The sequence below is a fragment of the Elioraea sp. genome, from assembly GCF_022842375.1.
GTDB lineage: Bacteria > Pseudomonadota > Alphaproteobacteria > Acetobacterales > Acetobacteraceae > Elioraea_A.
In genome coordinates, this window is sequence record NZ_JALHPR010000001.1 from 312,165 (window position 1) to 329,214 (window position 17,050).

13 protein-coding genes are annotated in these 17,050 nt (G+C 69.6%); 9 read left to right on the top strand and 4 right to left on the bottom strand.

Annotation, left to right across the window (positions count from 1 at the left end):
- Positions 1-150 precede the first annotated feature (150 nt).
- Both Q0C38_RS01445 and Q0C38_RS01450 read left to right on the top strand, forming a co-directional pair.
- Complete coding sequence (locus Q0C38_RS01445; RefSeq protein WP_291295267.1) at positions 151-1,275, top strand: Fe(3+) ABC transporter substrate-binding protein; 1,125 nt, start codon at positions 151-153, stop codon at positions 1,273-1,275.
- 91 nt (positions 1,276-1,366) lie between these two features.
- The gene (locus Q0C38_RS01450) at positions 1,367-1,864 is read left to right on the top strand and encodes a hypothetical protein (RefSeq protein ID WP_291295268.1); all 498 of its coding nucleotides are present in this window, start codon (positions 1,367-1,369) and stop codon (positions 1,862-1,864) included.
- A gap of 151 nt (positions 1,865-2,015) precedes the next feature.
- On the opposite strand, the gene Q0C38_RS01455 is transcribed toward Q0C38_RS01450, so the two are convergent.
- Positions 2,016-2,600, bottom strand: coding sequence for a DUF1826 domain-containing protein (locus tag Q0C38_RS01455; RefSeq protein ID WP_291295269.1), 585 nt, complete (start codon positions 2,598-2,600; stop codon positions 2,016-2,018).
- A 98-nt stretch (positions 2,601-2,698) separates the two neighbouring features.
- Here Q0C38_RS01455 and zigA point away from each other — a divergent pair, with 98 nt between their 5' ends.
- The gene (gene zigA / locus Q0C38_RS01460; protein ID WP_291295270.1) at positions 2,699-3,940 is read left to right on the top strand and encodes a zinc metallochaperone GTPase ZigA; all 1,242 of its coding nucleotides are present in this window, start codon (positions 2,699-2,701) and stop codon (positions 3,938-3,940) included.
- Between the two features lie 6 nt (positions 3,941-3,946).
- Here zigA and Q0C38_RS01465 read toward each other — a convergent pair whose 3' ends face one another.
- A complete protein-coding gene (locus Q0C38_RS01465) occupies positions 3,947-5,614 on the bottom strand; it encodes an iron ABC transporter permease (protein ID WP_291295271.1) in 1,668 nt (555 codons plus the stop codon).
- Positions 5,615-5,715: 101 nt separating this feature from the next.
- Positions 5,716-6,354 (bottom strand): flavin reductase family protein, encoded by a 639-nt coding sequence (locus Q0C38_RS01470; RefSeq protein WP_291295272.1) that lies wholly within the window; start codon positions 6,352-6,354, stop codon positions 5,716-5,718.
- Between the two features lie 158 nt (positions 6,355-6,512).
- Between Q0C38_RS01470 and Q0C38_RS01475 the strand changes: the two genes are divergently transcribed.
- Complete coding sequence (locus Q0C38_RS01475; RefSeq protein WP_291295273.1) at positions 6,513-8,834, top strand: methyl-accepting chemotaxis protein; 2,322 nt, start codon at positions 6,513-6,515, stop codon at positions 8,832-8,834.
- Positions 8,835-8,841: 7 nt separating this feature from the next.
- Here Q0C38_RS01475 and Q0C38_RS01480 read toward each other — a convergent pair whose 3' ends face one another.
- Positions 8,842-9,816, bottom strand: a complete 975-nt coding sequence (locus Q0C38_RS01480) for a D-glycerate dehydrogenase (RefSeq protein ID WP_291295274.1) — start codon at positions 9,814-9,816, stop codon at positions 8,842-8,844.
- A 127-nt stretch (positions 9,817-9,943) separates the two neighbouring features.
- On the opposite strand from Q0C38_RS01480, the gene Q0C38_RS01485 reads away from it, so the two are divergent.
- From Q0C38_RS01485 to Q0C38_RS01505, 5 genes are read left to right on the top strand one after another with little or no spacing between them, the layout of a single operon-like run.
- The gene (locus Q0C38_RS01485) at positions 9,944-10,732 is read left to right on the top strand and encodes an SDR family oxidoreductase (protein WP_291295275.1); all 789 of its coding nucleotides are present in this window, start codon (positions 9,944-9,946) and stop codon (positions 10,730-10,732) included.
- 7 nt (positions 10,733-10,739) lie between these two features.
- Positions 10,740-12,005, top strand: a complete 1,266-nt coding sequence (locus Q0C38_RS01490; protein WP_291295276.1) for a hydantoinase/carbamoylase family amidase — start codon at positions 10,740-10,742, stop codon at positions 12,003-12,005.
- Positions 12,006-12,017: 12 nt separating this feature from the next.
- Positions 12,018-13,283 (top strand): Zn-dependent hydrolase, encoded by a 1,266-nt coding sequence (locus tag Q0C38_RS01495; RefSeq protein WP_291295277.1) that lies wholly within the window; start codon positions 12,018-12,020, stop codon positions 13,281-13,283.
- On the top strand, positions 13,283-15,358 hold the full coding sequence (locus Q0C38_RS01500; RefSeq protein ID WP_291295278.1) for a hydantoinase/oxoprolinase family protein: 2,076 nt from the start codon (positions 13,283-13,285) through the stop codon (positions 15,356-15,358). Before Q0C38_RS01495 ends, Q0C38_RS01500 begins: the two co-directional genes overlap by 1 nt.
- Positions 15,359-15,369: 11 nt before the next feature.
- Positions 15,370-17,049: a hydantoinase B/oxoprolinase family protein gene (locus tag Q0C38_RS01505; protein ID WP_408869994.1), complete on the top strand. Its 1,680-nt coding sequence runs from the start codon at positions 15,370-15,372 to the stop codon at positions 17,047-17,049.
- The last annotated feature ends 1 nt before the right edge of the window (position 17,050 follow it).

Here is a 17,050-nt window from a genome sequence, read left to right on the forward strand (position 1 = left end):
CTCTTCCCGGTCGATTGCGTCACTGAATGGACTGGGGAGTGTAGGGGGGTGGATCGATCCCGGGCAGGGGCGGAATCGCACTTGCGAAGCGTTCTCAGTCGCACTAGGGTCGCGGATGAGAATGAGTTGCAACAGAACGGATGGACCAAGATGAAGCGCTCCACCCCCATCGTCGCCGGCCTGATCGCCAATCTCGCCACGCGCCCCCGCGGGCCTCGTCCTGATTCCACGGGCGGGTCCGGGCGGCGCGCGCTGCTCGTCGCCACAGGGGCCGCCGCGCTTCTCGCGCCCGCCTTCGCGATGGGCCAGGCGGGGGCGCAGGAGCGTGTGGTCAACATTTACTCCTCCCGCCATTACGACACCGACCGCGCGCTCTATGACGGGTTTACCCAGGCCACCGGCATTCGCGTCCGCCTGATCGAGGGCGATGCCGACCAGCTGATCGAGCGCATCCGTAGCGAGGGCGCCAACAGCCCGGCCGATGTCCTGATGACGGTCGATGCCGCCAGGCTCGAGCGTGCGCGTGCGGCGGAGTTGCTGCAGCCAGTGCGCAGCCAGGTTCTCGAGGCCCGCATCCCGGCGCATCTGCGCGATCCCGATGGCCTGTGGTTCGGCATTTCCAAGCGCGCGCGTATCCTGATCGTCGCGCGTGACTGGACGCCGCCGGTGCCGCTCGCCCGCTACGAGGATCTCGCGAACCCGGCGCTGAAGGGAACGATCTGCGTGCGCGCTGCGGGCCACGTCTACAATGTCTCCCTCGCCGGCGCGATGCTCGCTGCCAATGGTGCCGCTGGGACGGAGGCCTGGGCCAAGGGCGTCGTCGCGAACATGGGACGGCCGCCGCAGGGCGGCGACACACCCCAGATCCAGGCCGTCGCTGCCGGCCAGTGCCGCATCGCGATCAGCAACACCTATTATCTCGGCCGGCTCGCCGCGTCCTCGAAGCCCGAGGAGAAGGCAGTGGCCGATGCGGTGCGGGTGATATTCCCGAACCAGGGCGACCGCGGCACGCATGTGAACGTATCTGGCGCCGGCGTCGTACGCACTGCACCGAACAGGAACGCCGCCGTCGCGTTCATCGAGTACCTGACGTCGGTGGCGGCGCAGGAAATGTTCGCCAATGGCAACTTCGAGTACCCGGTGGTGGACGAGGTGAACGTCCACCCTGTCGTTGCCGCGTGGGGCCGGTTCAAGGAGGACCAGCTGAACGCCGTCGCCTACGCCAAGAACGGCGCCGAGGCGCTGACGCTGATGCAGCGCGCCGGCTGGCGCTGACCGGAACGGAGTGCGGATGGGGGCGCGGCGGTGGCTACGCCCTTTTTCCTACCCGGTAATTGCGAATGATTATCATATGCAAGAGGACGTGATGACGCCCAAGCCAGCGACACGTGTGCCAAGCCAGGCCCTCGTGCATCCTGATGTCGCCGATCTCTGCCTTGGTGCGCAGCTCGTGCTGTGTGCCGCGCGAAGCTGGGCCGCCAGGAACCTGGCCATGCGCGGCCTGGGTGCCGGCGAGACCGATCTCGCCCCCTCACCCTGCACGGTGTTCCGCTGTGGCGGCGTGACACAGGAGGCCTATGGCGCGTTCGCCGCGGTGCTGTCGCTGCTCGGTGCCGTCGGCCGTGGCCCACCGGATTTCCGGCACCTGCATGACAGGACGCTGTCGGGCGACGAGGAAGGGTTGATCGACGCCATCGCGGCGCTGCAGCACGGTGCGCCATGGCGGGCGCAGCGGATGCTCTCCGGCTGGTTCGATCCGGCCGCGGTGCCGCGCGCCGTCGCGTTGCTCGCGGTGACGGCGGAGGGCCTCAGCGCTGCAGGTCACCGTCTCGGCGAGGTGGAGATGCTGCCGACGCTGCATTGACCATCTAAGCCTCAGCGCTTGGGCGGCCTGCCCTTCCCCTCGTTCGTGCAGGCCGCTCCAGGACGCCGGGCGCCGTCCTTGCGCCACTTGCGCCCCAATCGCTCCGTTCCCTCCTGGCCCCGCAGAAATGCGGGGCCTTCTTTTTTAGGCCTCAGAAGCGCCCAGGCTCGTCGAGGCAGAGCAGGAGGCGAGGCGCCCGCACGCTGCCTGGCGATGAGCGGTGCACGAGGCCGCGCCCCGCGTTGCCCGGGAACGCATCGCCCTTGAACACGCCGACAGTGAAGGGTGCGAGCCGGCGCGCGAGTCGCCTGTCGGGCACTACGGCAGCATTGTCGCCACGACGAAGCCCGCCACGCACGATGCCATGCTCGGGAACCCATTCGGTCCCGGCACCCGCATAGGTGCAGAGAAGCCGGAGCCCGACCGCATCCGCGTGGAACAGCCGGCAGCCTTCGTCGGTCAACGCCTCAAGCCGGCCATGCACCGTGATGGTGCCGGTCATGGCGGCGAAGGCGGCGGCAAGCCGCGCGATGTCGGCCGCAAGCAGGGGGGCTTCGGGAGAAAGGGCGGCGCCGAGCGTCCCTGGCCGTCCTTCCACCGTGACGCAGAAGGGCGCGCGGGCGAGCAGCCGCGCTGCCTCGCGCCGCGCAGCCGACGGGGCAGGGCGGTGCCATAGGGCGAGGTTCACGCCCTGGCCGCGCACGACGGCGAGCCCTGCCGCCGTGGTGACACGCACTGCCCGTGGCGGCGGCGCCTGGCGCGCGGGAGCGAGTGAGGGAGCTTCCTGAAGGGTCTGCATGATGCTATGTTATACTATAACAAACGGAGTAGGCCATGGTTGTTCTCACCGAAACGCGCGCGGACCCAAACGCGTCCGCTGGGCGCGACACGCGCCTGCCCGTGACCGTGCTTTCGGGCTTCCTCGGCGCGGGCAAGACGACGCTGCTCAACCACATCCTCGCCAACCGCGAAGGACTGCGCGTGGCCGTGATCGTGAACGACATGTCGGAAGTGAACATCGACGCGGCGCTGGTGCGCGACGGTGCCGCCCTCTCGCGCACCGAGGAAGCGCTGGTCGAGATGTCGAACGGCTGCATCTGCTGCACGCTGCGCGAGGACCTGCTGGTCGAGGTGCGGCGGCTTGCCGAGGCGGGCCGGTTCGATGCGCTTCTGATCGAGAGCACCGGCATCAGCGAGCCCATGCCCGTCGCTGCCACGTTCGATTTTCGTGACGCCGAGGGCAGCAGCCTTGCGGATATCGCGCGCCTCGACACGATGGTGACGGTGGTCGACGCTGCCGCCTTCATCAGCGACTACGCCTCTGCCGACACGCTTTCCGCGCGCGGCGAGACGGCGGGGGAGGGCGACAGGCGGCTGCTCGTCGACCTGCTGATCGAGCAGGTGGAGTTCGCCGACGTGATCGTCGTCAACAAGGCCGATCTCGTGACGGAGGAGGAACGCGGTCGGCTCGCTGCCCTGCTGCGCACGTTCAACCCAGGTGCTGCGATCATCGAGGCCGTGCACGGGACGGTGCCGCTCGCGTCCGTGCTCGGCACGGGTCGCTTCGACTTTTCGCGTGCTGCGCAGGCTGCCGGCTGGTCGCAGGCGCTGGCCGGGCATCACCTGCCCGAAAGCGAGGAATTCGGCATCAGGAGCTTCGTCTACAGCGCACGGCGTCCGTTCCACCCGGCACAGTTCAAGGCGTTCATCGAGGGCGATCTCGCCGGCGTGGTGCGCGCGAAGGGGTTCTTCTGGCTGGCGACACGCATGCCCTGGGCCGGCTCATGGCAGCTGGCCGGGCGAGTCGGCCGCCATGAGGCGGCGGGGTTCTGGTGGAGTGCGGTGGAGCCTGATCGCTGGCCCGATGACGAGGGCTGGCGGGCAGGCATCGTCAAGCTGTGGGACGAGCGCTACGGCGACAGGCGGCAGGAACTCGTGTTCATCGGCATCGACATGGACGAGGCAGCGCTTCGCCGCGCCCTCGATGCGTGCCTTCTGAGCGAGGCGGCGTTCGCAAGGGGACCGCGCGCCTGGGCGCGCCTGCCGGATCCGTTCCCCGCCTGGCGCGAGGACTGACCCTGGTCAGTGACCCGTCCGCCGCATCGCGCGGGCGAGGATCATCACCGGGATTAGCCCGGCGACAACGATGACGAGGGCTGCCGTCGAGGCCTGGGCGAGCTTCTCGTCGGAGGCAAGGTTGTAGACACGCACCGCCAGCGTATCGAAATCAAAGGGGCGGACAATCAGTGTCGCGGGCAGCTCCTTCATCGTGTCGACGAAGACGAGCAGCGCGGCCGACAGCAGGCTGCCGCGGATCAGCGGCGCGTGCACGGCGACGAGCGTTCCGCCAGGGCCCCGGCCGAGCACGCGGGCGGCATCCTCGACCGATGGCCTGATCCGCGCGAGCCCCGCCTCGACCGTGGACAACGCGACGGCGAGGAACCGCACGACATAGGCGAACACCAGCGCCGCGATCGTGCCCGAGAGCAGCAGGCCCGTTGAGATTCCAAAGCGTGCGCGCATCCAGGCATCGAGCGTGTTGTCGAACAGCCCGAACGGCACCAGCACACCGACGGCGATGACAGAGCCCGGCACCGCATAGCCGAGCGAGGCGACGGTGACAGCGCCCCGCATCAGGTGCGTTCGCCTGAGCCGGGCGCCGTAGGCGATGACGATCGCGACGGCCACCGCCACGGCAGCGGCAAGGCCCGCGAGAATGACGCTGTGCGTGGCATAGGGCAGGACACGCTCCGCCGTGTCGCCGCTCTCCGTCGCGAGCACGACGAGGCGGAGGGCCGGCAGCGCGAAGCCGAACAGGATGGGCAGCGCGCAGGCAAGGACGGCACAGGTGGCGGACGCGCCGCTGAGGGGCTCGCACACCAGCGCCTGGTGCTTCGACGAGGTGTTGAAGAACCGCCGCGGCCCGCGCGCGGCGCGCTCGAGCAGCAGCAGCGTGGCGACGACGCCCATCAGGCAGGCGGCGAGCTGCTGCGCCGCCGTGCGGTCACCCATGTGGAACCAAGCCTGGTAGATGCCGGTGGTGAAGCTGCGCACGGCGAAATGCTGCACCGTGCCGAAATCGGCCAGTGCCTCCATCACCGCGAGCGCGGCGCCCGCGGCGATCGCGGGGCGGGCCAGTGGCAGCGCCACGCGGCGGATCATCCCCCAGCGGGAGCATCCGAGGGTGCGCGCCACCTCCGTCAGGCAGACCGACTGTTCGAGGAACGCCGCGCGGCAGAGCAGATAGACATAGGGGTATAGCACAAGCCCGAACATCAGGATCGCGCCCGGCAGCGTGCGGATCTCAGGGAAAGAGTAGTCGCCGAAGCGCCAGCCGAAGGCCCCGCGCAGGGCCACCTGCACCGGCCCCATCACGTCGAGCAGGTCGGTATAGACATAGCCGATCAGGTAGGCCGGCATCGCCAGCGGCAGCAGCAGCGCGACCTCGAACGCGGTGCGGCCGGGGAAGGCGTGCATGGTGACGAGCCATGCCGTGCCGGCACCGACCACGATCGCGATCGCCGCTGTGCCGGCAGCGAGCAGCACCGAGTTCAGGATGAACTCCCCCAGCACCGTCTCGGCCATCTGTCGCCAGACGGGGCCAGCCGGCGCGAAGGCCCCGGCGAGCACGGCGATCAGCGGTGCCGCGACGGCAAGCGCCGCGGCAAGGGCAGCGATCGTCCAGCCGGACGGCAGCGACAGGCCAATGCCGCCGCCACGGCGAAGAACTGCGGTGGTGCTCAGAGCCATGTCGGAGACATGAGAATGGTTCGCATTTGCGCAACCATGCCGCAGAACCGCGCCCGGTACCAGGGGGGCACCAGAAGGGGGGCGGAGGCCTCCCGCCTGCGTCAGTCCGCCGCGCGCTTGTCCTGCCAGTCGGCGAGCGCGATGCGCGGCATCTCGAACCTGTCAGAGGTGCGGAGATAGCCGCCGGCGCCGTGCATGCGCCCGATCAGCCCGAGCTTCGGCGTATCGACGTAGCACTTCACCGGGTCGAGTACGCAGGCATCGTCGATGTGGAAGGCGAGCACGCGGCCGAGCACGACGGCGCGCCCGTGCCCGACCTCGACCACCGCGATCCTCTCGCACTCCATCGCCACCGGGCTCTCGGCGATTCGAGGCGGGCCCACATGGGTCGAGGGCACAGCCGTCAGCCCGGCCTCCAGCAGCTCATCGACGCCAGGGGGAAAGTCGATCGCGGTGACGTTCATCGCCGCTGCCGCGCTCTCGGGCACGAGGTTCACCACGAACTGGCCGGAGCGGCGGATGTTCTCGCCCGTGTCCTTGAGTCCCTCGCGCTTCGGCCCGATGCCGATGCAGAGGACGGGCGGCGAGCCGCTCATCGCATTGAAGAAACTGTAGGGCGCAGCGTTCGGGCGGCCTTCGGCGTCGAGCGTCGTCACCCACGCGATCGGCCGCGGCACGATGGTGGAGACCAGGAGCTTGTAGGTGTTCTCGGGCGAGAGCGAGGCGCAGTCGAACAACATCGGATGGTCCCCCGTGTCCGCGAGCGGTGCAGGGGAGGCCTTAGGCGGAACCGAGCCCGAGGGCAACGCGCGCCGCCCCGCCCTTCACGGCGAGTTAAACCGCCCGCGCCACACTCCCACGATCGCCGATGCCAGGGCAGAACCCCGGAGGGCTCACGATGTCTCTTCTCCGTAACCTGTCGCTCGCGGCGAAACTCGCACTTCTTGCGCTCGCCCCACTTCTGCTCCTGGGCGGCCTTGTCAGCGCCGTGATCGGCCAGCTCGGCGAGATCGGTGACAGCCACGTCCATGAGCAGGCCGACATCGAGATGGAGCGGCGGGTGCGCGCGGCGGCCATGACGGCTGCCGCACTGCCGGCGCACAACCGGGCCCTCTTTGCGGCCCAGACGAGCCAGGAGGTCATGGCAATCCGCGCCGAGGTCTCGCGCATCGCAAGCTCGGCCATCACCGAGGTCGAGGCCGTGTCGACGCACGAGACGCATGACGCCGATCGGAGCCAGGTGAAGGGCTTCGCTGCAGCCCTGCGCAGCCTCGATGCCGCCATCGGCAAGGCTGCGGAGTTGCGCGCACGCCTGATCGCCACGCGTGACGACGCGTTCTTTCCACTCGGCCAGGCCTTCGACATGCGCTTCGAGGGCACCTTCGCCGCGATCGACCTCGAAGGTCTCGACGATGTGAAGATCGAGGAGCTGCGCAGCAGGCTCATCTCGGTCAACGGTGCCGCGTCGGATGCGCGGATTGCCGCGCTCCGCTATCTCGCGACCGCCGACGCGGGGCAGATGCAGCGCGTGCGCCGCGCCGCAGCGACCGGGCGGACACATATGCGCGGCGCACTTGGCGTCGACGTGAACGCGAGGATGAAGGGCGAGCTCGAGGAGACGAGCCAGGCGCTCGACCAGCTCTTCCAGGCCGCGGTCCGTCTCGGCACGCTCACGGGCGAGCTGGCCGATCATGACCGCAGTGCGACGGTATCCGCCATGAATGCGGTGGAGGAGAGCGTCTCCGCTGTCGCCGCCGCCTATGTTGGCGAGGCGCGGGCCGCGGGCCAGCACATGGTCGAGGTGATGGGCATCGCGCGGAACACGGTGCTCGTGGCTGCCGGCGCGATCGCGGCACTGCTCATCGGCATCGCGGTGCTCACCTCGATCATCGTCGGACGTCCCGTGTCGCGCATCACCGAGCAGTTGCAGCGCATCGCCGGCGGCGACACGGGCTTTGCGCTCGCCGAGACCGCGCGGCGCGACGAGTTCGGGCAGATTCAGAACGCGGTCGCTGTGCTGCGCGGCACCGTCGAGAAGGCGTTCGCCCAGGGCCAGATGCTCGAGCAGTTGCCCGTCGCGGTGATGATCGCCGATCCGCGCGACGGGTTCCGCATCGGCTACATGAACGCCGAGACGCGCCGTGTGCTGGCCTCCGTGGAGCACCTTCTGCCGGCGAAGGTCGACGCGCTGGTCGGGCAGAGCATCGACATCTTCCACCGTAACCCGTCGCACCAGCACCGCCTTCTCAACGATCCCTCGCGTCTGCCGCACCGGGCGCGGATCCGCCTCGCTGACGAAACGATGGACCTCCGGATCAATGCATTGCGCGACGCCAGCGGCGCCTATGTCGGCACCATGCTGGTGTGGAACCTCGTCACCGAGCAGGTCAAGCTCGCCGACAGCTTCGAGGCCTCCGTCGGGCGTGTCGCGCGCGGTGTCGGCGAAGGCGCGTCGGGGATGAAGGCCGCTGCCGAGGTGATGAGCGAGATCGCCTCTGACACCGGCAAGCGCGCGGCCGCCGTGGCAGCGGCGACCGACCAGGCTTCCAGCAATGTTCAGACCGTCGCTGCCTCCGCCGAGGAGCTTGCCGCCTCGGTGCAGGAGATCAGCCGCCAGGTGGCAGAGAGTGCGCGGATCGCGTCGCAGGCCGCCGGCGAGGCGCGGGCGACAGACAGCACGGTGGCTGGCCTGTCTGCCGCGGCGATGCGCATCGGCGACGTCGTGAAGCTGATCGGCGACATCGCCGGGCAGACGAACCTGCTTGCGTTGAACGCAACGATCGAGGCTGCGCGTGCGGGAGAGGCAGGCAAGGGCTTCGCTGTCGTGGCCTCAGAGGTGAAGAACCTGGCCGGGCAGACCGCGAAGGCGACGGAGGAGATCGGGGCGCAGATCGGTGCGATGCAGCAGGCGACCGAGCAGGCGGTGTCGGCCATCCGCGGCATCGGCACGACAATCTCGCGCATGAACGAGATCGCCGCCGGCATCGCCGCTGCCGTGGAGGAGCAGGGGGCAGCGACGCACGAGATCGCGCGCGGCGTGCAGCAGGCAGCGGCCGGCACGAACGAGGTGAGCAGCAACATCGGGGCGGTCAGCTCCTCGGTCGAGCAGGCGGGTGACCAGGCAGCGCAGGTTCTCTCCTCGGCGCATGCCTTGACCGACGAGGCAACGAAGCTGACCGAGGAGGTCGAGCGCTTCCTCGCCGCCATCCGCGCGCGGTGACCCTCAGCTACGCAACGCGGTCAGGCGGCTCTTTCCCCGCGAACACGGCGTCGAGGTTGTCGAGCGCGCGGAAGCCCATCGCGTTGCGCGCCTCCACCGTCGCACTGCCAAGATGGGGCAGCAGAAAGGTGTTGACGCACTCCCGATAGCGCGGATCGAGGCGCGGTTCGTTGGCGAACACGTCGAGCCCTGCTGCCGCCACGTGGCCGGTGTGCAACGCCGCGATCAGCGCATTGTCATCCACCAGGCTGCCGCGGCCTGAATTCACCACCACCACACCTTCGCGCATCAGGCTGATGCGCTCCGCGTTGAGCCAATTGGCGAGCGAAGCCCCGCCAGGTGCCGTCAACGCAAGCATGTCGATCGCAGACAGCATCGACGACGCATCGCTGTGGTAGATCGCGCCCTGCTCGAGCTCCGGCGCGAGGCGGGTGCGGTTGTGGTAGTGCACCTCCATGAGGAAGCCGTGCGCCATGCGCGCGACCGCGCGCCCGATGCGCCCCATGCCGAGGATGCCGAGTTTCTTGCCACTGACCTGCAGGCCCATCAGCTGAGTCGGCGTCCAGCCGGTCCAGCGCCCTTCGCGTACCATGCGCTCGCCCTCCGCCGCCCGGCGCGCGGCGCCGAGGAGCAGCAGCATGGTCGTCTCGGCCGTCGCCTCCGTCAGCACGTCGGGCGTGTTCGTGACCGCAATGCCGCGCGCCTTGGCGGCAGCGAGCGCGAGATGGTCGGTGCCGACGGAGAAGGTGGCGATCGCCCGCACGCTGGCGGGGAGGGCTACGATCGTTGCCTCTCCCATCGGGTCGCCGGCAGCGCAGAGGATGGCATCGGCCTCCGCCGCCATGGCGAGGACGCGTGGCCCGTCGACCGGCACGTCGTCGGTGTTCTCGGCGACGACGGCATAGTCGCGTCGCGCGCGTGCCATCACGTCGGGCGGGAACAGGCGGGTCAGCGCAAGGCGCGGCGTCTTCGTGCGATCCATCGTCCCTGGTCTCCCCGGCATGCGACGTGGGGGGCCTTCTTCCCCAACTTGGCGCCGGGCGCAAGCCCGTGGGCTTGCCGCGGCGGCCATACCCCCTAGGATGCCGGGCTTCACCGCGGAGGGTTGCATGGATCTCGGACTCAAGGGAAAGCGCGCGCTGGTCATGGGCGCGTCGAAGGGGCTCGGCCGCGCGGTGGCCGAGGGGCTGGCGGCCGAGGGGGCGACGCTGACGCTCGCGAGCCGCGACCTCGCCGCCCTCGAGGCGCTGGCCGCCACGCTCTCCGCCACCAGCGGCGCGCCCGCGCACGCCATCGCCGCCGACGTCGCCAACGAGGCGGGGATGGACGCGCTGGCCGACGAGGCGACGTTGCGCATGGGCGGGGTGGACATCGTCATCCTCAACCATGGCGGCCCGCCAGTCGGCCCCGCGGTCGACCTCGACCTCGCGGCGCTGAAGGAGCAGTTCGCGAAGATGGTGGTGGCCCCCATCCGCCTCGCGATGCGCCTGCTGCCTGCCATGCGCGCGCAAAAATGGGGGCGGATCATCACCGTCGGCTCCTCGGGCATGGTGCAGCCGCTGCCGAACATGGTGCTGTCGAACACGCTGCGCGCATCGATCGTGGGCTGGAACAAGACGCTCGCCAACGAGGTCGCGGCCGATGGCGTGACGTGCAACATCCTCGCCCCCGGCTCGATCCTGACCGACCGGACGAAGGACACGGCGGGCTTCCAGGCGAAGAAGGAGGGCATCACCTTCGAGGAGGCGCTGGCCAAGCGCGCGGCGACCATCCCCGCCGGCAGGATCGGCACGCCGGAGGAGTATGGCGCCGTCGCCACCTTCCTTGCGTCGGCCCGCGCCTCCTACATCACCGGCAGCATCGTGCGGTGCGACGGCGGCATCGTGCGGGGGCTCTGAGGGCACGGTGAAGGACGCCGCGCGCCTTGACCCCGATCTTGCGCTCGCCGCGGCGCTGTTCGCGTCGCTGCGCGAGGCGAGCCTCGACCCGCCGGGCGTGACGCGCGATGCATATGGCCCGGGTGAGGAGCGTGCGCACACGCTCGCGATCGAGGCTGCGCGGGAGGCCGGGCTTGCAGTGAGCCGCGACTTCGCCGGCAACACCTACGCCACGCTCGCCGGCAGCGATGCAGATGCGAAGACGCTGATCATCGGCAGCCATCTCGACAGCATCGCTCATGGCGGCAACTACGATGGTGCGGCGGGCGTGCTCGCTGGCCTCGCGGCACTCTCGGGACTCGTGAAGGCGAACCACCGCCCGCGCGGGGATGTCACGGTGATGATGACGCGAGCGGAGGAGACGGTGTGGTTCCCCGTCTCCTTCCCCGGTGCGAAGGCGGCACTCGGCCGCTTGCCGGCCGACGCGCTGTCCCTGACCCGCTCCGACACCGGCCGGACGCTCGCCGAGCACATGCGCGCGCTTGGTTTCGACCCCGATGCGATTGCCGCTGGCCGGCGGCATCTCGACCCGGACCGCATCGCCGGCTTCGTCGAGGCGCATATCGAGCAGGGGCCCGAGCTGATCGAGGTTGATCGTGCGGTGGCGATCGTACCCGCGATCAGCGGCGGCTATCGCTTCCGCCAGGGGCGCATCACGGGCGCGTACGCCCATGTCGGCGGCGCGCCGAAGCGTGCACGCCGCGATGCGGTCGCCGCCCTCGCGCAGATCATCGCGGGCATCAACGCGGCGTGGGACAGGCTCGACGCCGAGGGTCACCGCATCATGGCGACCTTCGGCGTCATCGGCGTCGATCCGGGCATGGCAACATGGAGCCGCGTGCCCGGCGAGGCGCGCTTCACCCTCGATATCCGTGGCGTCGACCTGCCGGCCCTTGCGCGCATGCGGCTCGCGCTCGACGACCTGGCGGGCGAGGCCGAGGCGAAGTTCGGCGTCACCGTCACGCTCGGCGCAGACACGGGGCCACGGCCTGGGTTCCTGGACAATGCGCTGGTGCAACGGCTGCGTGATTGCGCCTCCGCGCGGTTCATCGCCTGCCACGAGATGCCCTCCGGTGGTGGGCACGATGCGCTGGCCTTCCACGAGGCCGGCGTGCCGGCCGCGATGCTTTTCATCCGCAACCAGAACGGCAGCCACAACCCAGACGAGGCGATGGAGTTGGATGATTTCGCCGAAGCCGCGCGCATCCTCACCACCCTCGCTGCAACGCATTGAGATCGGACCCGCATGCTCCCCAACCTCACGCCTGACATCGACTTGGCCGCGCGGCTGTTCGACGTGCTGCGCGCCCGCACGCATGACGGCGTCGGCATCACGCGCGAGGCCTTCGGCCCTGGCGAGCGCATTGCCCATTCCCTCGTGCGCGAGGAGGGCGAGCGCCTCGGCCTCTCACCGCGCACCGACCATGTCGGCAACCTCTATCTCACGCTTCCGGGGACGGATCGTTCCGCTCCCGCGGTGCTGATCGGTAGCCATCTCGACAGCGTGCCGCGAGGGGGGAACTTCGATGGCGCGGCGGGCGTGCTTGCCGGGCTCTCGGCCGTTGCCGGCATGAAGCGTGCGGGCTTCGTGCCTGGCCGTGACGTGACGGTGATGGCCATCCGCGCCGAGGAGGCCGGTGCCTGGTTCCCCACCTCCTATCCCGGCAGCCGCGGCGCGCTCGGCCGCCTGAAGCCCGAGGAACTCGACATCAGGCGGCAGGACAGCGGCCGCTCCTTGGCTGATCATATGGCCGAGGAAGGGTTCGACCCTGCTGCCGCGCGCGTCGGCACCGCCGTGCTCGGGCCGCACAATGTCGCGGCGTTCCTGGAACTGCACATCGAGCAGGGGCCCGTGCTCGATGCGCTGGAGATTCCTGTCGGCATCGTCACCGGCATTCCCGGCTCGCGCCGCCTGCGCGCGGCCCGCGTGCTCGGCAAGTACGATCATTCCGGTGGCACGCCGCGCCGCTACCGCCACGACGCCGCGATCGCGCTTGCGGAATTCGCCTATAGGCTTGATGAGGCGTGGGCGCGGCTCGATGCCGAGCGTCGGGAGATGGTCTGCACCTTCTGCGTGCTGGCCACCACGGCGGAGGCTGGCTTCACCAAGATCCCGGGCGAGGCGGTGTTCCAGCTCGATGTCCGCTCGGTCGACATGCGCAACGTCGATAAGCTGTTCGCGGCCCTGCACACGTTGGTGCCGGAGATCTCCGCACGACGCGGCGTGAGTTTCGAGCTCGGTGCCGAGGGGGGCTCGCAGCCTGCGCCGATGAACGCCCACATCCAGGCAGGCCTGGTTCGCGCCGCGACGTCGCTCGGCATCGCGCACAAGGTGATGCCATCAGGCGGCGGGCATGATGCCGCTGCGTTTGCCAATGCCGGCGTTCCGGCGGGCATGGTGTTCGTGCGGAACCAGAACGGTAGCCACAACCCCGATGAGGAAATGCGGATGGAGGATTTCGCGCAGGCCTGTGCTGTGGTCACGACCTGGGCAGCGGGAGCGGCGGGCTGATGGGCAGCGCACGTCTCGCCGTCGACATCGGCGGCACATTCACCGACCTGGCACTCGAGCAGGGTACGCGGCGGTGGACAGCGAAGGTGCTTACCACGCCGTCGGCCCCCGAGAAGGGTGTTCTCGAAGGCGTGGCCACCATCCTGAAGGATGCCGGGCTGACGCCGGGCGATGTCGGCCTCGTCATCCACGGCACCACGCTCGCGACGAATGCGCTGATCGAGCGGAAGGGCGCCCGCACCGCGCTCATCACCACCGAAGGGTTCCGTGACGTCCTCGCCCTCGGCAACGAAGCGCGCTACGACCAGTATGACCTCCAGATCGTGCTGCCGGAGCCGCTGGTACCGCGGCGCCTGCGGCTTCCGGTGCCGGAGCGCCTCGACAACACCGGCGCGGTGCTGAAGCCGCTCGACGAGGCCGCCGTGCGCGCGCTCGTGCCGCTCCTGAAACAGGAGAAGATCGAGGCCATCGCCGTCGGCTTCCTGCACGCCTTCGTCAACGGCGCGCATGAGCGGCGCGTGCGCGAGATCCTGGAGGCCGAGCTTCCGGGCGTTCCCGTCAGCCTCTCCTCGGAGGTCTCGCCCGAGATGCGCGAGTGGGAGCGGTTCTCGACCACGGTCGCCAACGCCTACGTCCAGCCGCTGATGAGCCGCTACCTGCGCAAGCTCGAGAGCGGGCTGCACGACGCGGGCCTCACCGCCCCCTTGTTCCTGATGCTCTCGGGCGGTGGGCTGACGACGGTCGACACCGCCTGCCGCTATCCCATCCGCCTGGTCGAGAGCGGGCCTGCTGGCGGGGCGATCTTCGCCGCCCACATCGCGCGCGAGGTCGGCATCACCGACGTGCTGTCCTACGACATGGGCGGAACGACCGCGAAGGTGTGCCTGATCGACCATTACCGCCCGCAGGCTTCGCGTACCTTCGAGGTGGCGCGCGTCGGCCGCTTCAAGAAGGGCTCTGGCCTGCCCCTGCGGATCCCCGTGATCGAGATGGTCGAGATCGGTGCGGGCGGCGGCAGCCTGGCACATGTCGACAGCATGGGCCGCATCGCCGTCGGTCCCGAGAGTGCTGGGGCCGACCCGGGGCCTGCCTGCTACGGCCGTGGCGGGCTGATGCCGGCGGTGACGGATGCCAACCTCACGCTCGGCCGTTACGATCCTGCACACTTCGCCGGCGGCTACCTGAAGCTCTACCCCGATGCGGCAGGCGATGCGCTGACGCGCGCGGTGGGAGAGCCGCTTGGCCTGCCGCCGGAGATGGCAGCGCTCGGTGTCGTCGAGATGGTCGATGAGAACATGGCCAATGCCGCACGCGTGCATGCGATCGAGAGCGGCAAGAACCTCGGCGGCCGCACGCTGGTCGCGTTCGGCGGCGGCGGGCCGGTGCATGGCTATCGCGTGGCGGAGAAGATCGGCATCACCTCGGTGCTCGTTCCCTCCGGCGCAGGTGTCGGTTCCGCGATCGGCTTCCTGCGCGCGCCCGTCGGCTACGAGGTGGTGAAGAGCCTCTACCAGCGCTTCTCGAGCTTCGATGTCGCTGCCGTCAACACGCTGCTTGCGGCGATGAGCAGGGAGGCGTCCGACGTCGTCGCCGTTGGCGCCGCTGGGCGCGAGACGGAGGAGCATCGCCTCGCCTACATGCGCTATGTCGGGCAGGGACACGAGATCGCGGTACCCATCCCGGCGCGCGTGCTGACGGCGGCCGATGTCGGGCTGATCCGGGCCGAGTATGACCGCCTCTACGCCTCGTTCTATGACCGCCCCGTTCCGGGGTCGGATGTCGAGATCCTCTCCTTCGCCGTCACGGTCGCGACCCTGCCCGAGCCCGTCACCGCGGCCCCCACGGCGCCGGCGGCCCAGCCCGCGTCGCCCGTGCGGCACCAGGCCGTGCGCGACACAGCCACCGGCACCGTGGCCGAGTGGGCGGTGTATGACCGCGCGTCGCTGTCCCCAGGCAGCAGCTTCGCAGGCCCCGCGATCATCGCGGAGGACGAGACCTCGACGCTCATCGGCCCCGGCTGGTCGGCGCGGATCGACGGCATGGGCTATATTCGCCTCACCCGCGGCAACGCCTGAGGAGCGGAACGATGCACCAGATGGCCAATGACCAGCTCTCCGCGCTCGCGAAGATCCAGACGCAGATCATGTGGAACCGCCTGATCGCCGTCGTGGAGGAGCAGGCGCAGACGATGATCCGCACGGCGTTCTCAACCACCGTGCGCGAGGCGGGCGACCTTTCCGCCGGCGTGTTCGACCTCAAGGGCCGCATGCTCGCCCAGGCCGTGACGGGCACGCCAGGCCACGTGAACTCGATGATGGAGAGCGTGGCGCACTTCCTCGCCAAGTTTCCGGCCGAGACGATGAAGCCCGGTGACCACTACATCACCAACGACCCCTGGCTCGGCACAGGCCACCTGCACGACCTCACGGTCGTCACCCCCGCCTTCAAGGATGGGCGCATCGTCGGCCTGTTCGCGAACACCGCGCACATCATCGACATCGGCGGCCTCGGCATGGGGCCCGAGGGCCGGTCGGTGTTCGAGGAGGGGCTCTACATCCCCATCGTGAAGTGCTTCGAGGAAGGCCATCCGAACGAGACGTTCTTCGACTTCATCCGCGCAGGCTCCCGCACGCCGGTCGAGCTCGAGGGCGACATCTATTCGCTCTGCGCCTGCAACGATGCGGGGGCGAAGCGGCTCGTCGAGATGATGGAGGAGTTCGGCATGGAAGGGCTCGACCCCCTGGCCGAGGCGATCTTCGAGGCCTCCCTCCGCGCCACCGAGGCAGAGATCGCGAAGCTGCCGAAGGGCACCTACAGCGCCGCCATCCAGTCGGACGGCTATGAGGCGCCCGTGACGCTCGCGGCCGCGATGACGATCGGCGACAGCGAGATCGTGGTCGACTTCACCGGCACGTCTGGCCTCTCGACGCGGGCGATCAATGTGCCGCCGGCCTATTGCCGCGCGTATTCATGCTTCGGCATCAAGGTCGTGGTGGCCCCCGAGATCCCGAACAACTGGGCCTCGCTCCAGCCATTCCGGATGGCGATTCCGGAGGGCTGCATCCTCAACGCCCCGCGCCCGTATCCCGTGGCGGTGCGGCACGTGACCGGCCAGCTGCTGCCCGACCTGATGATGGGCTGCCTCGTGCAGGCCGTGCCGGACCGCGTGGCGGCCGAAGGCTCGTCATGCCTCTGGAACCCGCCGCTCCGCGGCGGCACTCAGGTGTCGGGCCAGAAGGCCAGGGTGGATGATTTCGAGATCATCACGTTCAACTCCGGCGGCACCGGTGCGCGCGCCACGCGCGACGGGCTCTCCGGCATCGCCTTCCCCTCCGGCGTGCGCACTATGCCGGTGGAGGCGACCGAGAACGTCGCCCCGGTGGTGTTCTGGAAGAAGGAGCTCCGCCCCGACAGCGCGGGGGCGGGCCGCACGCGCGGCGGCTTCGGCCAGGTGATGGAGATCGGCACCAAGGGCGAGGCCGAGTTCGCCGTGAACGCAATCTTCGACCGCGTAGCGAATGCCCCGCGCGGCCGGAAGGGCGGCGGCGATGGGGCTGCGGGTGTCGTCTCCCTCACCTCCGGCACGACGCTGCGCACCAAGGGGTTCCAGATCATTCCGGAGGGGGAGCGGTTGCTGCTGCTGCTGCCAGGCGGCGGCGGGATGGGCGACCCGAAGGAGCGTGACCCTGAGCTCATCGCCCGCGACGTGGCCGATGGGCTGATCACGCCCGGCGAGGCGAAGGCGCGGTATGGCTGGACCGGCTGAC